Below are 21,420 nucleotides of genomic sequence, written 5' to 3'. Positions count from 1 at the left end.
GTGTGTAATGTAGAAGTCGCGTGGAAGCGGGTCTACACGTCGCAAGAACTTCATACCTACCAGTTAATTATGCGGTTGCAAAACGGCGAAGACGCGGTCCAAGACTGGAAGCTGCATATTTGGTTTCCGCATGCAGTTCCAATAAGAACGCAAAACATTGAACAACTTGATGACGTTAGTTTCGAAGGTAAAAGGTATGCGTCGTATCAGATAAGCGGTGCCAAAATTTATAGGGGTGAAAATTTGGAGCTAGTCGGTATCGGAAAGGTGTCATTGGCGTACGACATCACCGACGAGATATACCGTGCAGGCCGCGACACTAACATGCTCTTTCGCTGGACTCTCTATCTGTCTTCTGGTGGGCCACTGCAAGGCAGTGTTCCGTGGATGGAAATGCATGAGTTCTAATTTCCAGCCAAATAGTTGGCAGGTTATTTCCGACTGCGTGCCAGCAGGAGTAAATCTCTCTGTTGTTTTTCGCCGCTGAGTTCCCACTGCTCATTTGTCCCGTGATCAGGCATAAGTAAAAATTTTCCGGTAAAGGAGGGCAGTGACCCGCTGGCCGGGTTCTCCCCTTGCGTCCAATACCCTGTCTGCCAAACTTCAAGGTCGCGGTCTGCCGGGCCGTATGTGGCATCTTCAGGACGATAGTAAAGAACCTTATTGGGGCTCTGTAGACTGCGGCGATTTTCAAGCTTTTCTACGCGACTTTTTAGCCCGATACGCATTTCAATGTATTCCGCGTTGTTCGAGCCTTTCTATTCGAGCCTCAAGTTCAGAATCTGACAAGATGCGCGACAAAATCGAAAGCATATTGGCAAGTCTCGATGCGTCGGCAACATCAATCTTTCCGGACCGCGCTTCACGGTACAGTTTGGCGAGCTCGCGACTTACCTCTGTTGCGGTTCCAAGTCTCGCCCGTGCGCTCTGTTTAGCAGGGGGTGGGGGTGGCACATTATCGTCAATATTCATGTGGGGTTGACGGTTTTTATCGTGCAAATTGGTATCGTTGGTCATGGACTTATCTCTGCAAAATTATTGCAGGCAATCGGTTGCTAGTTGGCTCATTTCGACGAAACTTCGACGAAGCCTATTTGCTTTCTTTCGTGCTGCTGAATCGCGCTTTAGCGAGCCTATTTCTTCGTCGATGCGATCTAGCCGGTCGACAATCGCCATAACGAACTGAGCCTTGGTGGGTAAGCAAAGGCCAGCTATTTCATCGCTCTTTAGCCGCAAGTAAGTGTCGACAACTAAGGGGTCCTTGACCCATTCGTTAGCAATGCGAAGGGCGGAGCTTGATGTTGGATCAAAAGGATAAATACGGCGAGCTATTTCTTGAGCTATGGAGAAAGTCGCTTCATGCTCCAATCCAAGCGGCTGTGTTCGCATGAAAAGTTCGTAAGCAAATTGTTTCTTCATCGCTATAAATTTTATGTCGTTCATTTCAATTCCCTGAAAATACTGAAAGCCCACAAATTTTCGCCGTTACTTTTCTAATGCATATTGGTTCTGTTCTAAAAATTGATCAGATAAGCAACCCTAGATATTCATTGGGCAATAGAAAATATTTCTAATTTCTAAAGCTTCTAACGATTATTGGAAGTATTTTCCTCTAGGGGTTTTAAAGGCGTATTAGGTCTTATGGAGTTAGAAGCGTAAGAAAGATCAGAAGTTTCATGTATCAATGAGTTGCGAATTAGATGGCTTTTAGGCCTTCAGAAAAACGATTTAACTTCATGCTTCAATCCCGCCAAGAATTGCTCAACGTCAGTAATTGCATAACTTTCCATTGTTATTCCATATCTGGCTTTCAATTGCCCCGGCGATACTCTGTTTATTTCGCCGCACTTGCATAGTTCGTCGATTGTGCGTTTTAACGTTGCCGTTGCGCCGGTCTTAAAATTCTTAAATGCTGCATCGTTCGTGAGGCGCTTTGATAAGTAGCTATAGGGAACAATGCCCCCTGTTCGCATCGATTCTGTGCCGATTTTGTAACGCTGTAGTTCCGGCCAAGGTTTTAGAAACCAATCCTTAATGACAGAGCGCAGTCGTGATTGCTGTGACATCTCGGAAAAAATTTGCTCCCCAACTTCGCCAGTTTCAAATCGACTTTGTAGGTTGTGAACGTTCGTCTTTTCGATTTGAATGGCCCACAAGGCAATGTCAGGGGTAATCATCGGCGCGTATAGCGTTCGGCCAATTGCAACTAATGCGCCCAGCTTCAAAGCTTTAATGTGGGCACGATTCCAAAGTTGCCGTGTTACTTCGGTGCTTCCTCTGATCTGTTCGTCTGCATATAAATCAAAATCGTCAAACATGCTTTGTGCTTCGATGGTCAGTTGAACAGTTATTGGCGTTTGTCCCGGATGATTTCGTGAAAGGGCGTACGAGCAGAGTTCGGCGAGTTTTGCGGCCAGTTCCGGTGACGGCATTGCGTGAGCATCTTCGTTTCGGGAGGGTCGGTCGCCTCGGTATTCGACGATGGTAAAGCGCGGCAACAGGCCGTCGGATACGGATCGTTCACTTAGGCCTTCGTAAAAGCTTTCAGGAGTCGATTCTCCAATGATCGAAAATGCAGGCGACGCCACCACCGAAGTATTCTTCTCACGTTCGCTGTAGATACTTGGGCGAAGCTCGCTGTTTACGCCGGACTTGTTGTAAAGATCGAGCATGATTTGCCGTAGGCCAACAAGATGTAATGGTGCTTTGGGATTCGCCATTTGCTGCATGGTCAAGCCAAATTCGCCGAGAATCGAAACGAAGCTGGGTGACGTATTCGCCAAGTACTTCGCCAAAGCTTGCGGAGAGGCGATGGACGCTGGGCCAATGAATTCCACTGACGAAGGAACAGTTTGGCGAATGGACTTCATCAACGCAGTAATTCCGTTTGCTATGGCTTCTTTGCCAGTGCCAGTGGGAGCTAGTAGAAGCGTGTACAGATTTAGCCCTGTCGGTGGGTTCGACACGTTATAGGCGCGACCACAAATGCCAGCCATCAAGCCAATTGCGCCCGCCAATGCTATTTCTGGTACGGGACGTGGAGCTGCTGCATAGATAAATTGTGCAAGCTCACCGAGTAAGCCGGGCGGGACGCTATAAGGGCTGAAACTAGCGGCATTACTGCGCATTAGCTGTGCGCTGCTGCTCTAGTTGCGCGACGAGTGTCCGAATTGCGTCGTCGGACTTTCCTGAAATACGCGCAGAATTAATTGCCTCGATCTCTCCAGAGGGCCACGCAGCGCAGCGTTCACCTAATTTGACCGGGGGCGTCATGAGACGCTGCTTTATGCGGAGATATAGAGTCGAGCGCGTTAGGCCCGTTGCTGTCATGACGGCTGGTAGCCGTAGAAGAGAAGTCACATTGCACCCCGTTAGATTCAACTGAACGATGGGTGAAGTATTAAGCTGAGTAGAATTTAAGTCTGCCGTTAAAGTTGTTTGTTTAGTGGCAGATTATTGATGGCTAGACCAAATTGGATTTCCCGGCCCATTACTCCCGGGGAACTGCCATCCCATGCTTGTTACTGTATCTATGACTGAATACGACAAGGCCGCGACTTCAGCTTGCGTCTGCTTGAGGTAAGCAATATCAATAGGTGTTTTGAAAACGTTATTTTTTCTATCGACAAAATGGGGAATAGATTTCCCTTCGGCATTTGGAGTTCGCCAAGAGCCGTGACATAGAACATTGCGAATCTTAGCGGTCTTTTTTATGTCGCTTACTAGGTCTTCGATGTTTTTAATGGTCGATTCTGAATTATCTCGAACAGCCTTTTCATAGGCTTCAGCAAGATTGTATAACTGATCAGATAAGGCTTTTTCTAGCTTTGGAAGCCAAGCTTGATATGCCGCATCTATTTCTTCAGTGCTGTATTGGCGTGTTGCGGTAAATGCAAAAATCGCCTTACCCAATACTTCTTCCAGAAATCCAAACGTTGCGATAACTCTTCCAAGTTGCTCCCAGAATTCAGGTTCATGGCGGTGAGTTGGGAACAGTGCTGGAAGCTTGCTTCGATCAAGGATTGATGGGTTATTTATTTTATCTTTGTTCATTACGGCTCTCGATTTATTGCGCTTGCGAGCTATGACGAGCTTTACGATATTCGTCACGAAACTTTTGCAGCTGTGTGCGGTTATATTTTTCATTGAGACCGTTATTGATTGTTGCCGAGACTCTTGCAATCGCAGCTTCGGGCTTCATTCCTTTTTCCTCAAGCTCACAAATTTCTTCGCCGTACTTCAACCACGCTTTGGGGTCGGCGGACGGTTTTCCTCGTCCTTTGGCTAGTCCCAAACGGCGCAGTAGCTCATTACGATCTTGTCCGGAATGGCGGATTGCTTCTCCCAGCCATGCAGCGAGGTCGGGTGGGATCACTTCACAATCTTCTAAATATTCGGCAATTGTCGCTAGCTTTGTCCAAGGTGGGTTGTCAGCATTTGGCAAGCTTGGGTCAAAGCCATACCGTAGCCTTGTCATAACGTAACCCCTCTTTTCATTGGCACTACGTTGTCGGAATGGGTATTTCTGGAAGTGTTGCAGTAGAGTGCCCAATCAGACATAAGGCGTGCGCGTTTTGCTAATAAGTCGCCGCGTTGGTATGCCGCTTCGACGCCATCAGCGAGCCTGTGGGCTAGGGCATGTTCACAGACTTCGCGTGGGTATGAAGTTGTTTCACCTGCCCAGTCGCGAAATGTCGAACGGAAGCCATGTTGCGTTAGTCCTGTGCGCTCCATTCTGCGTAGAACGGAAGTAAGAGCCATGTCGGATAGCTGACCGCCGCGAGGGGCAGTAAAGACGTAGTCACTGCCTGCAACGCGTGGCAGGGATTTCAACAACTTCATCGTGGCGTCAGATAATGGGACTCGATGTTCTTTCCCTGCTTTCATGCGCTCCGCTGGAACTGTCCATGTCCGCGTCTTGAAGTCGATTTCACTCCAAGTAGCGCCGCGCACTTCGCCGGAACGTGCGGCGGTCAAAATGGCGAATTCCAATGCTCGCGCTGAAACACCTTCACGTTGACGAAGGTCGCTCATGAAGTGGCCGAGCTCGTTGTACGGAAGAGCGGGATGATGTTCGACCTTTCGCACTTTGGCTCGTGCAGGCAACTCGTGTTGTAAGTGGCCTTTCCATCGTGCGGGGTTTTCGCCTTCGCGAAAGCCTCGAAATGCTGCCCAATCCAAGATGACTTCTATGCGGCCTCTAAGGCGGCTGGCTGTTTCAGTTTTGGCGTGCCATAGCTGCGCCGTTTCGTCATCTACATTGACGTCCTGTTGTAAGACGCTTAACACCAAGCCGGTATCAATCGCGGCTACGGGGAGTTGACCGATTTGTGGGTACGCATAGGTGGCGAGAGTGTTTTCCCACTGTTGGATATGCTTTTCGTTCTTCCAGCCTGAGCGATTCGCCGAAATGTATGCTGAAGCGCATTCCTCGAACGTTTTAGTCATTGCCGCTTCCAGCTTCGCGCGAGCTTTAGCAGTCTTGCGTTCTTCTAATGGGTCTATGCCAGCTTTTGCTTGTTTGCGGCATTCTCGGGCTTTCTCGCGCGCTTCGGCTAAGGACACTTCGGGGTAGCTTCCAAATCCTATATCGCGGCGATGAACTACGATTTTATTTTTGCTGTTTAACCGGCTTCCAACCGCTAGGCGCAAAACCCAAGCGCGGGAGCTCCCGGCGATACGAAGATGCAGGCCATCAGCGCCCCCTACCGCATAGCGACCGTCAGTCTTAATCCTAGATACCGCTAAGGCGGATAGTTCTTTGGCTTTTTTGGGCATGGGCGATTTGCTCTATCTGTCCTACATCTTGTCCCACATAGAATACCGGATTCAGTGAGTCTCGGCTAGATAAAATAAGACAATAAATAATTATAAGTTACTGATATATATTGATAAAATTAAACTTTATGAAACCCTATAGGACGTTAACAGAGCGGACGTCCGCTCCGCCATATAATGTAAGAAGGGCCCCGAAAGGGGCCTTTTTTATTTCTACGATTCCTTTTTCCAAGAATCCGCCTGAACGATCAGGCATATCTCCCGAACGCATGGCCGCAGTCTGCTGTCTCATCACAGCCTAAGATGCAGTCCATGCCGTCCTTCGGAAAATCTCAGTGAATGTTGATGCGTACCGCCGCTTGATTGCTGTCTTTATCTTGTTGATGACAGCTGGCCCCTCGTGGGCGCAGAGCACGCTCTCAGGAAAGGCCCCCGAAATCGCACTCCCTGGCCTGCAGTGGCTCAACGTTGCCGCGCCGATTCCGCTCGAGAAACTACGCGGTCGCCTCGTGATTCTCGATTTTTGGACGCTGGGCTGTATCAATTGCGTCCATATCATTCCAACGCTGCGTGCGCTTGAAGAGCGTTATCCCGACAAGATTGTTGTGATTGGCGTGCACTCGCCAAAGTTTGAGCGTGAGAAAAGTATCGTTAGCGTTCGCGACGCGATTCGTCGCTACGAAATTCATCATCCGGTTATTCATGATCCAGAGATGCAGCTGTGGAAGGCCTATGGTGTAGAGGCTTGGCCAACTTTGGTATTTGTTGGCGCTGACGGCAAATTGCTCGGACAAGTGCAGGGCGAGCCCGAACCTCAGCGGTTTAATCGCTTAGTGATGGATTTGCTCAAACAATCGGCGGGCGAACTCAAGCCGCAGCATTTGGCGCTCAAACCATTGGAAGCAGTCCAAGGCCGTTTCAGTTTTCCCGGCAAACTCAAATCTGTAGCGGGTGCAGAGAAGCGCTTGGCGCTGGCGGATGCCGGACACAATCAAATTGTTTTGCTCAACGATAAGGGTGCGGACGTGCGTCGCTTCGGCAGTGGCAAGGAAGGTTTTATTGATGGCGCAGCAAACAAGGCCAGCTTCCATCATCCGCAGGGGCTGATCGCCACTAACGATGCCATTTACGTTGCGGATACCGGCAATCACGCCATTCGCAAAATTGATCTGGCGACAGGCAATGTTTCTACCTTGGCGGGCACGGGGCAGCGCGGCAGTGTCTTGGGCAATCCAAGTGCTGGCAAAGTCACCGCTTTAGCTTCGCCTTGGGATCTTGAGCGCAAAGGCCAGCAAATTTATTTTGCCAACGCGGGCACGCATCAGATTGGCGTGTTGAATCTGGCCGATAACAAGGTGGCGATGTTTGCAGGCAGCGGCGCTGAAGAACTCAAGGATGGCGCGGCGCGTGAAGTCGGTTTTGCCCAGCCTAGTGGCTTGGTAATCAGCGCAGATGGCGCAACGCTTTACGTCGCGGATTCTGAGAGCTCAGCGATTCGCACCATCACGCTCAATAACAAGCCCATGGTCAAAACATTGGTTGGTGCAGGGCTGTTCGATTTTGGCCGCACCAATGGCACATTCAAGGTCGGACGCTTGCAGCATCCTTTGGGCGTTGCGGTGGATGGTCAGCAGTTATTAGTGGCCGATACCTATAACAATGCGATTCGCAGTCTGGACCTTGCGGCCAAGCAGATCAGTGAATTCGATGGTGGTACCTACACCTGCATGGATCCGGTCTGCATCCCAACCCGCGAACCAGCCGGCATCGTCATCGACGGCAAGGATCGCGTGTTGTTGGTGGATACCGGCAATCAGCGTATCGAAGAATATCGCCCCTCCAGCAAGACCTATCACACCTGGGCGCGCTGATTCGCTAGTAATCGTGGGACAATATGCGCCTAGTCTGGCCATATTAAGAGCCCACCGCTAATGCTAAGAATCACCGAACTCACGCTGCCGATTGATCACCCGCCCGAGGCGCTCGCGCCCGCGATTCAGGAGCGTCTGCGTTTGCCGGATGGCGATCTGCACAATTTCATTGTGTACAAGCGCAGCTATGACGCACGCAAACGGTCTGAGCTGAATTTTGTTTACACCGTGGATTGCGAGCTGCGCGATGAGGCAGCGATTCTCGCCAAGTTCCAAGACGATCATCACATCGGTCCTTCGCCTGATACGTCTTACAAAGTTGTTGCGACAGCACCTGCCAGTTTTACCAATCGACCGCTAGTGATTGGCTTCGGTCCCTGCGGAATTTTTGCAGCGCTCGCTTTGGCACAGATGGGTTTCAAGCCCATCGTGTTGGAACGCGGCAAATCGGTGCGTGAACGCACGCAAGACACTTGGGGACTGTGGCGCAAGAATGTGCTGAACCCGGAATCCAATGTGCAATTTGGTGAGGGCGGCGCGGGTTTGTTCAGCGACGGCAAACTCTATAGCCAAGTTAAAGATCCTAAGTATCACGGCCGCAAAGTTCTCAATGAGTTTGTGAAAGCAGGCGCGCCAGAAGAAATTCTTTACGTGAATAAGCCACACATCGGCACCTTCCGTCTCACCGGCGTGGTCACACGTATGCGTGAAGAGATTGAAGCGCTGGGTGGTGAGATTCGCTTCGAGCAGCAAGTCACCGACGTGCTGATTGAAGATGGTCGTATGCGTGGCGTCACCCTTAAAAGTGGCGAAACCATTCACGCTGATCATGTGATTCTTGCGCTGGGCCACAGTGCTCGCGAGACTTTCCGCATGCTGCATGCGCGCAATGTTTTCATGGAGGCCAAACCATTTTCGATTGGCTTCCGCATTGAACATCCGCAGTCGTTGATCGACAAAGCGAGACTCGGCCAATACGCTGGCCATCCGTTGCTTGGTGCGGCAGATTACAAATTAGTGCATCACGCCAAGAACGGTCGCTCTGTGTATAGCTTCTGTATGTGCCCGGGCGGCACGGTCGTGGCGGCAACGTCGGAGCTGAATCGCGTCGTCACTAACGGCATGAGCCAGTACTCACGCAACGAGCGCAACGCCAACGCAGGCATCGTCGTTGGCATCACGCCAGAAGATTATCCGGGCGGTGTTGCCGCCGGGCCTTTGGCGGGTCTTGCGCTGCAAGAAGATTTGGAATCGCGTGCTTATGTATTGGGCGGTAGAAACTACGAAGCGCCTGCGCAGTTGGTCGGTGATTTTATCGCCGCACGCCCATCCACTGCCTTAGGCAGCGTTGAGCCCAGCTATAAACCGGGCGTTCGTTTATGTGATCTCGCGCCGTCATTGCCCAGCTACGCGATTGATGCCATCCGCGAAGCCTTGCCTGCCTTCGAAAAGCAGATCAAAGGATTCGCAATGCCAGATGCGGTGTTGACGGGCGTCGAAACACGCACCTCATCGCCGCTGCGCATCACGCGTGACGCGAACTATCAAAGCCTCAACACGCGCGGCCTGTATCCAGCAGGTGAGGGCGCGGGTTATGCAGGCGGCATCATGTCCGCAGGCATCGACGGTATCCGTGTTGCCGAAGCGTTGGCCTTGAGCCTTCTTGCTGATGCAAAGAGCGCTTAAGCGCACGAATGACGACAACGATTATTTGCCCACTGTGCCGCCACGCGCTGGAGCGTGGCGACAAAGTTTGGCGCTGCAAAACCGGACACAGCTTCGACGTTGCGCGCGAAGGCTACATCAACCTTTTGCCCGTGCAGCACAAGAACAGCCGTGATCCCGGCGACGATCCACAGATGGTGATGGCGCGCCGCGAATTCTTGCAGGCGGATCACTATCAACCCCTGCGCGATGCGGTGCTGAACTCACTCGCACCACTGCAAGCACAAAGCATTCTTGATATTGGTTGTGGCGAGGGCTACTACACCGGCGCGTTTACCAAAGTTGCGAATGAAGTGATCGGCCTCGACATTGCACGTCCTGCAATTCGCCTCGCAGCAAAGCGTCATTCCAACATCACATGGCTTGTTGGTAGCGGCGCGTTATTGCCGATTGCTAACGCATCAATCGATATCGTCAGCAATATGTTCACGCAGCTACACATCGATGAGATGCAGCGCGTGTTGAAGCCTGAAGGTTATGTGCTGGTAGTCACGCCAGCGCCAGATCATCTGTGGAGCATTCGCCAACAACTCTTCGAAGAAGTGCGCGCGCACGATCCTGAAAAGTTTTTGTCAGGGTTCGAATCGCTATTCGAGTTGCGGTCACAACAGCAGGTTCGCTTTCCGCTGAACTTGAATCAGCAAGGCTTACACCAGCTATTGCAGATGACGCCGTATGCTTGGAAAGCAAAACAAGATCGACGTGACGCGCTTGCTGCGAGTGAAGGGCACATAACGGAAGCGGCGTTTTCGATGCTGTTGTTTAAGCGTCGAATGCTTTAGCGATCAAGTCTCGAAGATTTGGTCGGGGCGACAGGATTCGAACCTGCGACTTCTTGCTCCCGAAGCAAGCACTCTACCAAGCTGAGCTACGCCCCGAATCGATCAGCTGACTCGCGCGTTGTTGTAGCGGGCCAAGCTAATGAGTGCGTTTTTATGTGGCGAATCGGGAAGATCGCTTAACGCATTTTCCGCTTCACGGGAATACCGTTCTGCGAGGGCACGAGTGTAAGGGATGGCCCCAGTCGCTTCAACGGCTTTTAGGACCTCTGCGAGGTTCTCCAATTTGCCTTCTACGATCGCGCCGCGAATCAATTCAGCTTGTTCTGGCGTGCCATTTTTCATCGCGTGAATCAGGGGCAAAGTGGGTTTGCCTTCGGCCAAATCGGTGCCGAGATTTTTGCCGCTGAGACTGCTGTCGGCAACGTAATCCAACACGTCATCAACGAGCTGAAAAGCGACGCCAAGTTTGTGGCCGTATTCGGCCATGCGAGCGATACCGGCTTCATCAGCATCGGCACTGATCGCGCCGAGTTTGGTGGCCGCTTCAAACAGACGTGCGGTCTTGAGTTCGATCACGCGCATATAACGCGCTTCGCTGACTTCTGGATCGCCAACGTTCATCAACTGAAGCACTTCGCCTTCAGCAATCGCATTGGTGGTGTCGGCCATCACGCGCATGACTTCCATGCGTTTGGAGTCGACCATCATCTGGAAGGCGCGGGAATACAGGAAGTCGCCAGAGAGCACAGCACCGGCATTGCCCCAAACGGCATTGGCAGTCTTGCGGCCGCGGCGCAGGCCGGATTCATCGACCACATCGTCGTGCAGCAGGGTGGCGGTATGGATGAACTCGATGGTCGCTGCCAAAAGGACGGTTTCATCGGTTTTACTGCCCATGGCGCGGCCGGACATCAGGACCAGAGCAGGGCGCAGGCGTTTACCACCGGCGGCGATAATATAGCCGCCAATGTCATTAATAAGAGCCACTTCTGAGGAAAGACGGGCGCGGATCGTGTTATCGACGCGTTTCATGTCGTCCGCAATAGGGGCGAGAAGTGCTTTGAGATCCATGGGATAGCCGGGGAAAAGTCGCGGGATGCTAGGGGTTGGGCCGAGAACCGTCAATTACCACATGAATTTGTGACAAAGTCATTGACGATTCGAGGTCAGGTCACTACAATCTCGCGCTCTTTCAAGGCTGGCGTGGCCGGCTACTAAGACATTGCGGAGTTAGCGAATGTACGCGGTCATTAAAACCGGTGGTAAGCAGCACAAGGTTACCCCGGGCGAACAGCTCAAAATTGAAAGCTTGAACGCCGAAGTAGGCGCTCAGGTGTCCTTTGACGAAGTGTTGTTGATCGCCGATGGCGACAACCTCATCGTCGGCGCTCCGCTGGTTGTGGGTGGCAAGGTGAATGCAGAAGTCGTGGCCAATGGCCGTGGCGATAAAATTCGCATCATCAAGCACCGCCGCCGTAAGCACTATCACAAAGAACAGGGCCACCGTCAGAACTTCACGGAAGTGAAGATTCTCGGCATCGTTGGCGCCTAAGTTAGCTAGGAGTTAGAAGACAATGGCAAGTAAAAAAGCAGGCGGTAGTACACGTAACGGCCGCGACTCAGAAGCCAAGCGACTTGGCGTTAAGAAGTTTGGCGGCGAGCATGTTATCGCTGGCAACATCATCATTCGTCAGCGCGGCACTCAGTACCGTGCAGGCGTAGGCGCTAAGGTTGGCAAGGATCACACGATCTTCGCAGTGACCGACGGCACCGTAGTATTCAAGAAGCGCGGCGTTAACGGCCGTCTTCACGTGGATATCGTCGCAGCTGCCGCTTAAGGCACTGTGAGGTATTCCTGAAAAGCCCCGGTAGCGGGGCTTTTCTGTTTCTGAGCTAAGCTCTGTGTTTCGTAGTCAGGCAGTCCCATGAAATTTGTAGACGAAGCAACTATCCGAGTAGAAGCCGGCGCTGGCGGTAAAGGCTGCATCGGGTTTCGTCGCGAAAAATATATTCCCTTCGGCGGCCCGGACGGCGGCGACGGTGGTGACGGCGGCACGATCTGGGCTGTAGCCGATTACAACCTCAATACGCTGGCGGACTTCCGCTTTAATCGCACCTTCCGCGCTGAGCGCGGTGGCGATGGCGAAGGTTCCAACTGCCGCGGTGCTTATGGCAACGACATGGAAGTGGGCATGCCCTTGGGCACGCTGATCTATGACGAAGGCACTGGCGAATTGATTGGCGAACTGACGCGTACCACTCAGCGCATCAAAATTGCGCAGGGCGGATTTCACGGCCTCGGCAATGTTCGCTTTAAATCCAGCACCAACCGCGCACCGTATCAGGCGACCAAGGGTTCGCCGGGCGAAGCGCGTGATCTGCGACTTGAACTGTCATTGATGGCGGACGTGGGTTTGCTCGGTTTGCCTAACGCAGGCAAATCAACGCTGCTCTCAGCAGTTTCCGCTGCACGTCCCAAGATTGCGGACTATCCGTTCACCACGCTGTATCCGCAGCCCGGTGTTGTTGCCGTGGGCGCGCTGCGTTCCTTCGTGATGATGGACATTCCTGGTTTGATCGAAGGCGCGGCTTCAGGCGCAGGCTTGGGCATTCGCTTCCTCAAACATATTCAGCGCACGCGCTTGTTGTTGCATCTTGTGGATATCCTGCCACCAAGCGGCGCAGATATCGTCGAGAGCATCAAGACCATTAACGCTGAACTCAAAGAGTTCAACGAAGAAGTGGCTGCGCGTGATCAATGGCTGGTGTTCAATAAAATTGACCAAATGCCAGAAGATGAAGCGCAAGTTTTGATCCAGAAAGCGCTCAAGCGTCTTAAATGGAAAGGCCGTTGGTTTGCGATTTCTTCAGTGTCTCGCGCCGGTCTTAAAGAACTGCTGCACGCGGCAATGGATTGGGTACAAGAGCACTCGGCAACCGAGCCTGAGCAGTTGCTTGGCGCGCCAACGGTCGAGACTGAGCCGAAGGCAAAACCTAAATCCAAACTCAGAGCCCATCCCGGTAATGTCTGGAAGGCGCCTAAGGCTGAGAAGATTATCCAAGAGAAGCCCGTTGCCAAGGCTGCTAAAGCTAAGAAAGCTGTTAAAGCGGTTAAGAAGGCTGTTAAAAAAGCCACGAAGCCCGCAGTGAAAGCTAAGAAGATTGTGAAGGCGACCAAGGTTGTTGCTAAGGCCAAAAAAGTGATCAAGGCGAAGAAGGCTGCAAAGCCAGTCGCCAAGAAAGCCGTCAAGAAAGTCGCGAAGAAAGTGATTAAGGCAGCGAAGGCTAAGAAGTCCAAGCGTTAATTCTTAAAACAGATAAAAAACGACAGGCAATCATGTTGGACCGTCAGAAAATCGCAAGCAGCCGCCGCTGGGTGATCAAGGTCGGTAGTTCTTTGGTCACCGCTAAGGGACAGGGGCTGGATCACGTTGCTATCGCCGACTGGTGTGCTCAGATCGCGCAGCTGCGCAAGTCTGGCAAGCAGATTGTGTTGGTGTCTTCTGGTGCGGTTGCAGAAGGTATGGCGCGTCTCGGCATGAAGAAGCGCCCGTCAGTCATTCACGAGCTACAAGCCGCGGCCGCTGTTGGTCAGATGGGCTTGGTGCGCTCGTACGAAGATGAATTCAAAAAGCATGGTCTGCATGCTGCGCAGATTTTGCTGACCCACGATGATGTTTCCAATCGTGGTCGTTACCTCAATGCACGCGGCACCTTCAACACGCTGCTGGAGCTGGGCGTGGTGCCGGTGGTTAACGAGAACGACACTGTTGCGACCGACGAAATTCGTCTGGGCGACAACGACACGCTCGGCGCACTCACGGTCAATTTGATTCAAGGTGATCTGTTGGTGATTCTCACCGACCAAGATGGCCTGTTCGATGCTGATCCACGCAACAACCCAGATGCCAAGCTGATCTCCGAAGCGGATCTCTCCGACACGCGTTTGGTCGGCATGGCTGGCGACAGCAAAGGCGAGTTGGGTCGTGGCGGTATGCGGACCAAACTCTCTGCTGCATACACCGCAGCGCGCTCAGGCGCGGCAACGGTGATTGCGCACGGCCGCAAGCCAGATGCGCTGTTGCAGATTGCGCGCGGCGAGAACATCGGCACACTGCTCAAGCCTGCGGAAGCGCCTATGGCTTCGCGTAAGCGTTGGATTGCAGGTCAGCTGCAGCTACGCGGCAAACTTTGGCTGGATGAAGGTGCGGTCAAAGTACTACGCGAGCAGGGCAAGAGCCTGCTGCCGGTTGGCGTGAAGAAACTCGAGGGTGAGTTTGAGCGCGGCGACTTGGTGGCGTGTGTAGACCCAGATGGTCGCGAGATTGCACGTGGCTTGGCTAACTACGCATTCGCTGATGCGCGCAAGATCATTGGTGCCAAGAGTGATGAGCTAGAAGCTCGTCTGGGTTATGTCGGCGATGTGGAGCTGATTCATCGCGATAACTTGGTGATCAGCTAAAGCTAGCCGTCATCCCCGCGAAGGCGGGGATCCAGTTTTGCTGGAAAGTCTGAACAAACTAACCCGCGCTTCTTGCTTATAAACACTGGATTCCCGCCTTCGCGGGAATGACAAGAAGAAATCGCAGACTAGCCGCTCCTGCGCATCCTGCGCCCGCGGCATACCGTACATCCTGTACATAACAAAAAACGCCGGCAGTGCCGGCGTTTTTATTTGCAACGCTAGCCTTTAGGCCAGTGCGCGGATGCTGGTGAGCAAACGGCTCTTGTGGCGTGCAACTTTGTTCTTGTGAATCTGGCCGCGGTTGGCGTAACGGTCGAGGACCGGAACCATTTCGGCGTAGGCAACTTCAGCAGCAGCCTTGTCTTTAGCGGTCACAGCTTTGATCACTTTCTTGATCGTGGTACGGATCATAGAACGCTGAGCAACGTTGTGTTCGCGATGCTTCACAGCCTGGCGGGCGCGCTTTTTGGCGCTAGCAATGTTTGCCAAGGGGTAACTCCTGAAAAAATTAAAATTCGGTGCCTTTTGAGGGCGCGTAGTATTGTGATATGGAGTGCTTTTGTCAACCTAAAACGTGTAGCAAAGCCCCTGAAACTCCACGCGATTCGGCAAATTAATCATTCATTACGCATGCCTTGGATGCGATAATCCTCTGATGAGCCCCGAATTTATTGCTTTATAGGGCCTGCTAAAGCCAATTTCGCGTCAGCGCTGCCCCTTCAAAAATTGCCAGGCTAGGCGCGACGGAGGAAGTTTAGTGAGTCTAAATAACGGAGGAGCAACGACGCATGGCAATTTTTGAAGCGGCAGCCCGAAGGGGCGGGAGCCATTGGGCGCATGGCAGCGTCATCGGTCACTTGCATAGAATCACTATGCGGCGCTCCCTCTTCCTTGCCCTGCACCCAATGGCTCTCCGCCGCTGGCGTGAAATTGGCTTTAGCAGGCCCTGATGGCCTCTAGCCTGCTCAAATCCTCTGGCATTGTCAGTGTGATGACGCTGCTGTCACGGGTGCTCGGGTTCGTCCGGGATGTGATGCTGGCGGTCGCTTTTGGCGCAGGTGGCGGCATGGACGCCTTCCTGATCGCGCTGAAAATCCCCAATTTCGGTCGCCGCATGTTTGCCGAAGGCGCGTTTTCACAGGCCTTTGTGCCGGTCTTTACTGAGACCAAAACCAAGCAATCTCACGAAGAAGTGCGTGATCTCGTATCGGTTGTCATGGGTACGCTCGGCGGTGTGCTCTCGGTTGTTACGCTGATCGGCTGCCTCGGCGCGCCGCTGCTGCTGTATGTGTTTGCGCCCGGATTTTCCGCCAGCGCGGACCCGGTCAAGCATCAACTCGGCACGGAAATGCTGCGTTGGACCTTCCCATATTTGATGTTTATCTCGCTCACAGCGATGTGCGGCGGCGTGCTGAACAGTTATGGCCGTTTCGCGATTCCGGCCTTCACGCCGGTGTTGCTCAACGTTTGCCTCATCGCATCCGCATTCATCGATGCCAACTCGGTACGTGTTCTGGCCTATGCCGTATTCGTCGCCGGCATCGTCCAGTTTCTGTTCCAGCTTCCGCAGATGCGCAAACTGGATTTGTTGCCGCGCCCACGTTGGGCTTGGCGCGATTCACGCGTGCGTCGCATCTTGGCGCTGATGATTCCGGTGATGATCGGTTCATCGGTATCGCAGATCAGTTTGCTGGTGGATTCTGCGATTGCCTCGCTGATGGGCGATGGCCCGGTGAGTTGGCTTTATTTCGCGGATCGCTTGATGGAATTTCCGCTGGGCATTTTCAGCATCGCTGTGGGCACGGTGATTCTCCCAGCCTTGGCGGTGCAGCACGCTAAAAATTCAACTGGCGACTTCTCACGCATTCTCGACTGGGGCCTGCGCACGATGTTGGTGATTGGCGTACCAGCAATGTTGGGCTTGATATTGCTTGCGGGCCCGTTGGTGACCACACTATTTGGCTACGGCAAATTCACTGATCGCGATGTCGAGATGAGCACCTATGCGCTGTGGGCCTACGCGCCAGCGTTCATGGGTTTCTCGCTTGTGAAGGTGTTGATCCCAGGCTTTTACGCGCGTCAGGAAACGCGTATTCCAGTTCGCTACGGCGTCATTGCTTTGATTAGCGGTAGCGTTTTGAGTGTCAGCCTCTATGGCTTGTCGCTGATCTATCACTGGGAAGCCGCCCATGCTGGCCTCGCACTGGCCACCTCATTCTCAGCCTGCGTTAACTCAACACTGCTCTACCGTCGCTTGCGTGCAGATAGCATCTATTTGCCGGCACCGGACTGGCGCAAATTCTGGCTGCGTCTCTTCGTCGCCAGCGCTGCAATGGTTGCAGTCACTGTTTTGCTTAACGCGCCGCTGGCGGATTGGCTGGCACTGAGCACTAAGCTGCGTGTCATTAAATTGCTGGAAGTAGTGAGCGCCGCTGGCTTGGTGTACTTCGGCGTGCTGATCGCGATGGGCATGCGTTTAAATGATTTCCGCAGGCATTGAGGCCTGTTGTTCTAAGTTAGGGACGACGCTTTAGAGCTTGGAGAGACAGATGGATATTGAAAACGGTGAACCAACAGCAGTGCCGCGTAGCCATCCCCGCGTGTGGGTGGGTGTCGTTGTTGTTGTGATCGGCGGCTTGTTGCTAGCGAACAATTTGGGCTACGACATTGGTCTTGATCGCCTGCAAAACTGGTGGGCCTTGTTGCTGCTGATTCCTGCTGTTGGCAAATTTCATCAGGCGTGGACCTGCTTGCGCGCAGGCTTCAGTCTCGGCCACGTTGCCGTACGCGAACCATTGATCACCGGGCTGGCTTGTCTGTTTGTGGCAGCCATCTTTTTGATGGGCTTGAGCTGGGTCACTTGGTGGCCGGTGTTTCTGATTCTTGCTGGTTTATCGCTGCTGATGTCTGGCGGCCGTTTTCGTTAAACACTGATCCGCACCCATGGAAATCATCAGAGGCCAACACAATCTGCGCGATCGACATCGCGGCTGTGTGCTGACCATTGGAAATTTCGATGGCGTGCATCGTGGGCATCAGGCCTTGATCGCCCAAGCACGTGCGCGTGCAAAAGAACTCGGCTTGCCTTTGGTTGTGCTGAGCTTTGAGCCGACGCCTCGCGAATTCTTTTCGCCTGAATCGGTTGCCGGTCGTGTCGTGACTTTCCGCAGCCGTATTGCGCTGTTGTCTGCGCAGGGCGTCGATCGATTGGTCTTGCAGCGCTTCGATAAAAAGTTTTCAGCTTACGATCCGACCGCTTTTGTTGAGCAGTTGCTGGTCGGCAAATTGGGCGTTCGTGCCTTAGTGATTGGCGATGATTTCCGCTTTGGCGCGCGGCGTGGTGGCGGCATTGAGCTGCTTCGCGAGCTCGGCAAGAAGCACGGCTACACCATCGAAAATCTCGATACGGTTGAACTCGATGGTTGCCGCTTTAGTTCAACCGCCTTGCGTGCGGCCTTGGCCGAGGCCGATGTGAAGCTGGCCGCAGCACTGCTGGGCCGTCCGTACACGCTCTGTGGCCGCATCCGTCGTGGCCTGCAACTGGGCCGCACGCTCGGCATGCCGACCACCAACGTCAATCTGCACCGCAAGCTGGCGCTCAAGCAGGGCATTTATGCCGTGCGCGCCAAGGTGAATGGTCGCGATTGGGAAGGTGTTGCCAGTTTGGGCGTTCGCCCAACGCTAGGCCTGACGCGCTGCTTGCTGGAAACCCATTTGTTCGGCGAACCGGGCGAGTTGTACGGCTCGACGATGGAGGTCGAGTTCTGCCGATATCTGCGCCCAGAGCTTAAATTCGATTCGCTGGACGCGCTCAGCGTCCAAATGCAGCGCGACGCAGACGACGCGAGAGCCTTTTTCGCTTCAAATCACGCATAATTCCACCCCTGTGAATTTGGCCGTCGATGGGCTTCAAGCCCTCAACGTTGCCCCCTGATTTGAAACGATTTCTATCTGATCCCGCCGTGACCGAAAGCAAAGACTATAAAAGCACGCTCAACCTGCCGGAGACTCCGTTCCCGATGCAGGCCAATCTCGCTAAGCGCGAGCCGGAAATGTTGGCGCGCTGGGAGCAGCAGGGCCTGTACGCAGAAGTGCAGAAGGCGACTGCCGGTCTGCCCGCGTATTACTTCATCGACGGCCCTCCGTACGCCAACGGCGACATTCACATCGGCCACGCGGTTAACAAAGTCCTGAAGGACATGGTGGTGAAGTCCGCACGTCTCAACGGCCATCAAGCGCCGTTCGTGCCGGGTTGGGATTGCCACGGTCTGCCGATTGAATTGCAGGTCGAAAAGAAATTCGGAAAAGTTGGTGACAAGCTTGATGCAAAAGCTTTCCGCGAAAAATGTCGCGAGTACGCTAACGAGCAAGTCGCCAAACAGCGCGAAGATTTCAAACGCCTCGGTGTGCTCGCCGATTGGGATAAACCTTATCTGACGATGCAGCCAGCTTTCGAAGCTGAGCAGGTTCGTTGCCTGTCGAAGATCATCGACCGTGGTCACGTCGTGCGTGGCTTCAAGCCGGTGCACTGGTGCTTGGATTGCGGATCTTCTCTGGCTGAAGCCGAAGTTGAATACGAAGATAAAAAATCATTTGCGATTGATGTGAAGTTTGCTGCGGCTGACGCAGCAGATCTCGCCAAGCGTTTCGGCGTTGCTGATGCTGCAGGCGCTTCGCTAGTGATTTGGACCACCACGCCTTGGACCTTGCCTGCTAACCAAGCCATCGCCGTCAACGCAGAGCTTGAATACGCGCTGGTAGATTTTGCTGAAAATGGCCGCGTCATCCTCGCTGCCGAGCTGGTTGAGAAAACCGCTGCGCGTTGGAAAGACGAGGCCAAGGTACTCGCTAAGGCTTCCGGAAAATCACTCGAAGGCGCACGCGCGCAGCATCCGTTTGCTGATCGCACCGTGCCCGTTATCTGTGGCGAACACGTCACGCTTGAAGCCGGTACGGGTCTCGTGCACACCGCGCCTGCGCATGGTGTGGATGACTACGTGGTTGGCAAACAGTACAAGTTGCCCGTCGACAATCCAGTCGCCAGCAACGGCAAGTTCATCGAAGGCACGCCAATTGTTGCGGGCTTGTTCGTGCGCAAAGCCGAAGAACCGATTCTGGAAAATCTCAAAGCGTCTGGCGCACTCGCCAATCTCGCCGAGATCACGCACAGCTATCCACATTGCTGGCGCCACAAAACGCCGCTGATCTTCCGCGCCACGCCGCAATGGTTTGTGTCGATGGATGAGAAGGGCCTGCGTGAAAGTGCGAAAGCTGCAGTGAAGGCGACGCGCTGGATTCCGAGCTGGGGCGAAGAGCGCATTGCCAAGATGATTGAAGGCCGTCCTGACTGGTGCATCTCGCGCCAGCGTACTTGGGGCGTGCCGATGGCGGTGTTCGTGCATCGCGAAAAGCAGATGTTGCATCCGGACTCCGCTGCGTTGGCATTGAAGATCGCCGACAAGATGGAAAGCGGGGGTCTTGAAGCTTGGTTCGGTTCTACGCCCAGCGATTGGGGTGTTGATGAGAGCCAGTACGAAAAATGCACCGACACACTCGACGTCTGGTTTGATTCCGGCGTTGTGCATCAGTGCTCGTTCAAGTCGACCAATCCTTCGGCGATCGTGAACGGCGTTGCACCACAAGCCGATATGTATCTTGAAGGTTCCGACCAACATCGCGGTTGGTTCCAGTCGTCGCTGCTCACCAGCGTGGCGATGAATGATCGCGCGCCGTACAAAGCAGTGCTCACTCACGGCTTCACCGTCGACGAGCAGGGCCGGAAGATGTCGAAGTCGCTCGGCAACGTGGTTGCACCGCAGACCGTGATCAAAACGCTGGGTGCTGACGTGCTGCGTCTGTGGGCTGCAGCTAGCGATTACTCCGGCGAGATTTCGATCTCCGACAATCTGCTCAAGCGCATCGCTGACGCCTATCGTCGTATCCGCAACACCGCACGCTACTTGTTGGCGAGCGTGAACGGCTTTGATCCTGCGAAGGATGCAGTGCCAGTTGATCAGATGCTCGCCATCGATCGCTGGGCCATCGCACAAGCTGCAAAGCTGCAAGAAGAAATCAAGCAAGCGTACGACGAGTCGCAGTTCCATCTGGTTTACCAGAAGCTGCACAACTACTGCGTGCTCGATCTCGGTGGTTTGTATCTCGACGTTCTGAAAGATCGTCTCTACACCTTGCCAACCAGCAGCCTCGCACGTCGTTCAGCGCAGACCGCGATGTTCCACATCACCGAAGCGATGGTGCGCTGGATTGCGCCTATCCTCAGCTTCACCGCAGACGAAATCTGGCAGTTGCTGCCGGGTGATCGCCGCGCGAGCGTGTTCTCGCAGCAGTGGCATCAGTTCCCGAAGATCTCTGAAGCACAGATCGATTGGGCTGGTCTTGCCGCGACACGCGAAGCCGTGAAGAAAGTTCTGGAAGACCTGCGCGCACAAGGCGCGATCGGTTCGGGCTTGAATGCTGAAGTGACGTTATTCGCGGATGGCGCAAGCGCTCAGACGCTGAACGCAGTCGGCGATGAACTGCGTTTCTGGTTCATCACCTCTTCTGCCAAGGTTGAAAACGCTGCTAGCCGAAGCGCCAACGCCGTCGAGTCCAAGCTTGATTCATCGTTGGGATTGGGCGAATCCATTTGGATTGCGGCACAAGCTTCAACCAACACCAAGTGCGAACGTTGCTGGCATCAGCGCCCCGATGTTGGCGCGCATGCCGAACATCCGACGCTGTGTGGTCGCTGCGTCACCAACATTTCTGGGGCCGGCGAAAGCCGCCTCTATATCTAAGT

22 protein-coding genes and 1 tRNA gene are annotated in these 21,420 nt (G+C 53.6%); 12 read left to right on the top strand and 11 right to left on the bottom strand.

The annotated features are described in order from the left end of the window. Positions 1-69 precede the first annotated feature (69 nt). Positions 70-408: a hypothetical protein gene (locus CJD38_RS18660; protein WP_240783546.1), complete on the top strand. Its 339-nt coding sequence runs from the start codon at positions 70-72 to the stop codon at positions 406-408. A gap of 23 nt (positions 409-431) precedes the next feature. On the opposite strand, the gene CJD38_RS06220 is transcribed toward CJD38_RS18660, so the two are convergent. The 8 genes from CJD38_RS06220 to CJD38_RS06185 all read right to left on the bottom strand — a co-directional run bounded on the left by CJD38_RS06220 (position 432) and on the right by CJD38_RS06185 (position 5,778). Then, entirely contained in the window at positions 432-728 is a 297-nt protein-coding gene (locus tag CJD38_RS06220) for a hypothetical protein (protein ID WP_107939439.1), read from the bottom strand. A 1-nt stretch (position 729) separates the two neighbouring features. Next, positions 730-1,017 carry a hypothetical protein gene (locus CJD38_RS06215; RefSeq protein ID WP_170107360.1) on the bottom strand — a complete coding sequence of 96 codons (288 nt, stop codon included), beginning with the start codon at positions 1,015-1,017 and terminating at the stop codon, positions 730-732. Between the two features lie 18 nt (positions 1,018-1,035). Continuing rightward, positions 1,036-1,443, bottom strand: a complete 408-nt coding sequence (locus CJD38_RS06210; protein ID WP_107939438.1) for a hypothetical protein — start codon at positions 1,441-1,443, stop codon at positions 1,036-1,038. A gap of 272 nt (positions 1,444-1,715) precedes the next feature. Then, positions 1,716-3,128, bottom strand: a complete 1,413-nt coding sequence (locus CJD38_RS06205) for a DUF3987 domain-containing protein (protein ID WP_107939437.1) — start codon at positions 3,126-3,128, stop codon at positions 1,716-1,718. Continuing rightward, entirely contained in the window at positions 3,118-3,360 is a 243-nt protein-coding gene (locus CJD38_RS18880) for a helix-turn-helix transcriptional regulator (protein WP_366511311.1), read from the bottom strand. Before CJD38_RS18880 ends, CJD38_RS06205 begins: the two co-directional genes overlap by 11 nt. 93 nt (positions 3,361-3,453) lie before the next feature. Continuing rightward, positions 3,454-4,053 carry a hypothetical protein gene (locus tag CJD38_RS06195; protein WP_107939435.1) on the bottom strand — a complete coding sequence of 200 codons (600 nt, stop codon included), beginning with the start codon at positions 4,051-4,053 and terminating at the stop codon, positions 3,454-3,456. A 13-nt stretch (positions 4,054-4,066) separates the two neighbouring features. Next, positions 4,067-4,477 (bottom strand): hypothetical protein, encoded by a 411-nt coding sequence (locus CJD38_RS06190; protein ID WP_107939434.1) that lies wholly within the window; start codon positions 4,475-4,477, stop codon positions 4,067-4,069. Beyond that, positions 4,474-5,778 carry a tyrosine-type recombinase/integrase gene (locus CJD38_RS06185; RefSeq protein WP_107939433.1) on the bottom strand — a complete coding sequence of 435 codons (1,305 nt, stop codon included), beginning with the start codon at positions 5,776-5,778 and terminating at the stop codon, positions 4,474-4,476. The genes CJD38_RS06190 and CJD38_RS06185 overlap by 4 nt, the downstream gene beginning before the upstream one ends. A gap of 335 nt (positions 5,779-6,113) precedes the next feature. Between CJD38_RS06185 and CJD38_RS06180 the strand changes: the two genes are divergently transcribed. From CJD38_RS06180 to CJD38_RS06170, 3 genes are read left to right on the top strand one after another with little or no spacing between them, the layout of a single operon-like run. Then, positions 6,114-7,649: a thioredoxin-like domain-containing protein gene (locus CJD38_RS06180; protein ID WP_206362902.1), complete on the top strand. Its 1,536-nt coding sequence runs from the start codon at positions 6,114-6,116 to the stop codon at positions 7,647-7,649. A 60-nt stretch (positions 7,650-7,709) separates the two neighbouring features. Next, the gene (locus tag CJD38_RS06175; protein ID WP_107939432.1) at positions 7,710-9,335 is read left to right on the top strand and encodes an NAD(P)/FAD-dependent oxidoreductase; all 1,626 of its coding nucleotides are present in this window, start codon (positions 7,710-7,712) and stop codon (positions 9,333-9,335) included. An 8-nt stretch (positions 9,336-9,343) separates the two neighbouring features. Further along, positions 9,344-10,156, top strand: coding sequence for a putative RNA methyltransferase (locus CJD38_RS06170; protein ID WP_107939431.1), 813 nt, complete (start codon positions 9,344-9,346; stop codon positions 10,154-10,156). A gap of 19 nt (positions 10,157-10,175) precedes the next feature. Here CJD38_RS06170 and CJD38_RS06165 read toward each other — a convergent pair. After that, a tRNA-Pro gene (locus CJD38_RS06165) sits at positions 10,176-10,252 on the bottom strand. Between the two features lie 6 nt (positions 10,253-10,258). Next, positions 10,259-11,227 carry a polyprenyl synthetase family protein gene (locus CJD38_RS06160; RefSeq protein WP_107939430.1) on the bottom strand — a complete coding sequence of 323 codons (969 nt, stop codon included), beginning with the start codon at positions 11,225-11,227 and terminating at the stop codon, positions 10,259-10,261. Between the two features lie 166 nt (positions 11,228-11,393). Between CJD38_RS06160 and rplU the strand changes: the two genes are divergently transcribed. From rplU to proB, 4 genes are all read left to right on the top strand, one after another. Further along, positions 11,394-11,708 (top strand): 50S ribosomal protein L21, encoded by a 315-nt coding sequence (rplU, locus tag CJD38_RS06155; protein ID WP_107939429.1) that lies wholly within the window; start codon positions 11,394-11,396, stop codon positions 11,706-11,708. Positions 11,709-11,730: 22 nt separating this feature from the next. Further along, positions 11,731-11,994 (top strand): 50S ribosomal protein L27, encoded by a 264-nt coding sequence (gene rpmA / locus CJD38_RS06150; RefSeq protein WP_107939428.1) that lies wholly within the window; start codon positions 11,731-11,733, stop codon positions 11,992-11,994. A gap of 87 nt (positions 11,995-12,081) precedes the next feature. Next, positions 12,082-13,461, top strand: a complete 1,380-nt coding sequence (gene cgtA, locus CJD38_RS06145; RefSeq protein WP_107939427.1) for an Obg family GTPase CgtA — start codon at positions 12,082-12,084, stop codon at positions 13,459-13,461. Positions 13,462-13,493: 32 nt separating this feature from the next. Continuing rightward, positions 13,494-14,618 (top strand): glutamate 5-kinase, encoded by a 1,125-nt coding sequence (proB, locus tag CJD38_RS06140; protein WP_206362901.1) that lies wholly within the window; start codon positions 13,494-13,496, stop codon positions 14,616-14,618. Positions 14,619-14,846: 228 nt separating this feature from the next. Here the strand turns inward: proB and rpsT are convergent, their stop codons facing one another. Beyond that, positions 14,847-15,110 (bottom strand): 30S ribosomal protein S20, encoded by a 264-nt coding sequence (gene rpsT / locus CJD38_RS06135; RefSeq protein WP_107939425.1) that lies wholly within the window; start codon positions 15,108-15,110, stop codon positions 14,847-14,849. 460 nt (positions 15,111-15,570) lie between these two features. Between rpsT and murJ the strand changes: the two genes are divergently transcribed. The 4 genes from murJ (at position 15,571) to ileS (ending at position 21,418) form a co-directional block, all read left to right on the top strand. Continuing rightward, positions 15,571-17,121, top strand: coding sequence for a murein biosynthesis integral membrane protein MurJ (gene murJ / locus CJD38_RS06130; RefSeq protein ID WP_107939424.1), 1,551 nt, complete (start codon positions 15,571-15,573; stop codon positions 17,119-17,121). Positions 17,122-17,170: 49 nt separating this feature from the next. After that, the gene (locus CJD38_RS06125) at positions 17,171-17,548 is read left to right on the top strand and encodes a LiaF transmembrane domain-containing protein (protein WP_107939423.1); all 378 of its coding nucleotides are present in this window, start codon (positions 17,171-17,173) and stop codon (positions 17,546-17,548) included. 16 nt (positions 17,549-17,564) lie between these two features. Next, entirely contained in the window at positions 17,565-18,497 is a 933-nt protein-coding gene (locus tag CJD38_RS06120; protein ID WP_107939422.1) for a bifunctional riboflavin kinase/FAD synthetase, read from the top strand. Positions 18,498-18,640: 143 nt separating this feature from the next. After that, a complete protein-coding gene (gene ileS, locus CJD38_RS06115; RefSeq protein WP_366511319.1) occupies positions 18,641-21,418 on the top strand; it encodes an isoleucine--tRNA ligase in 2,778 nt (925 codons plus the stop codon). Positions 21,419-21,420: the final 2 nt, after the last annotated feature.

It is taken from the genome of Stenotrophobium rhamnosiphilum (genome assembly GCF_003052265.1).
GTDB classification, from domain to species: Bacteria; Pseudomonadota; Gammaproteobacteria; order Nevskiales; family Nevskiaceae; genus Stenotrophobium; species Stenotrophobium rhamnosiphilum.
Note: the sequence above shows the minus strand (reverse complement) of the source record. Positions and strands in the feature narration are given on the sequence as shown.

Coding starts and splice junctions, on each gene's coding strand:
- CJD38_RS18660 (WP_240783546.1), top strand. CDS start 70: ATGCGGTTGCAAAACGGCGAAGACGCGGTCCAAGACTGGAAGCTGCAT.
- CJD38_RS06220 (WP_107939439.1), bottom strand. CDS start 728: ATGCGTATCGGGCTAAAAAGTCGCGTAGAAAAGCTTGAAAATCGCCGC.
- CJD38_RS06215 (WP_170107360.1), bottom strand. CDS start 1,017: ATGACCAACGATACCAATTTGCACGATAAAAACCGTCAACCCCACATG.
- CJD38_RS06210 (WP_107939438.1), bottom strand. CDS start 1,443: ATGAACGACATAAAATTTATAGCGATGAAGAAACAATTTGCTTACGAA.
- CJD38_RS06205 (WP_107939437.1), bottom strand. CDS start 3,128: ATGCGCAGTAATGCCGCTAGTTTCAGCCCTTATAGCGTCCCGCCCGGC.
- CJD38_RS06195 (WP_107939435.1), bottom strand. CDS start 4,053: ATGAACAAAGATAAAATAAATAACCCATCAATCCTTGATCGAAGCAAG.
- CJD38_RS06190 (WP_107939434.1), bottom strand. CDS start 4,477: ATGACAAGGCTACGGTATGGCTTTGACCCAAGCTTGCCAAATGCTGAC.
- CJD38_RS06185 (WP_107939433.1), bottom strand. CDS start 5,778: ATGCCCAAAAAAGCCAAAGAACTATCCGCCTTAGCGGTATCTAGGATT.
- CJD38_RS06175 (WP_107939432.1), top strand. CDS start 7,710: ATGCTAAGAATCACCGAACTCACGCTGCCGATTGATCACCCGCCCGAG.
- CJD38_RS06170 (WP_107939431.1), top strand. CDS start 9,344: ATGACGACAACGATTATTTGCCCACTGTGCCGCCACGCGCTGGAGCGT.
- CJD38_RS06160 (WP_107939430.1), bottom strand. CDS start 11,227: ATGGATCTCAAAGCACTTCTCGCCCCTATTGCGGACGACATGAAACGC.
- rplU (WP_107939429.1), top strand. CDS start 11,394: ATGTACGCGGTCATTAAAACCGGTGGTAAGCAGCACAAGGTTACCCCG.
- rpmA (WP_107939428.1), top strand. CDS start 11,731: ATGGCAAGTAAAAAAGCAGGCGGTAGTACACGTAACGGCCGCGACTCA.
- cgtA (WP_107939427.1), top strand. CDS start 12,082: ATGAAATTTGTAGACGAAGCAACTATCCGAGTAGAAGCCGGCGCTGGC.
- proB (WP_206362901.1), top strand. CDS start 13,494: ATGTTGGACCGTCAGAAAATCGCAAGCAGCCGCCGCTGGGTGATCAAG.
- murJ (WP_107939424.1), top strand. CDS start 15,571: ATGGCCTCTAGCCTGCTCAAATCCTCTGGCATTGTCAGTGTGATGACG.
- CJD38_RS06125 (WP_107939423.1), top strand. CDS start 17,171: ATGGATATTGAAAACGGTGAACCAACAGCAGTGCCGCGTAGCCATCCC.
- CJD38_RS06120 (WP_107939422.1), top strand. CDS start 17,565: ATGGAAATCATCAGAGGCCAACACAATCTGCGCGATCGACATCGCGGC.
- ileS (WP_366511319.1), top strand. CDS start 18,641: ATGCAGGCCAATCTCGCTAAGCGCGAGCCGGAAATGTTGGCGCGCTGG.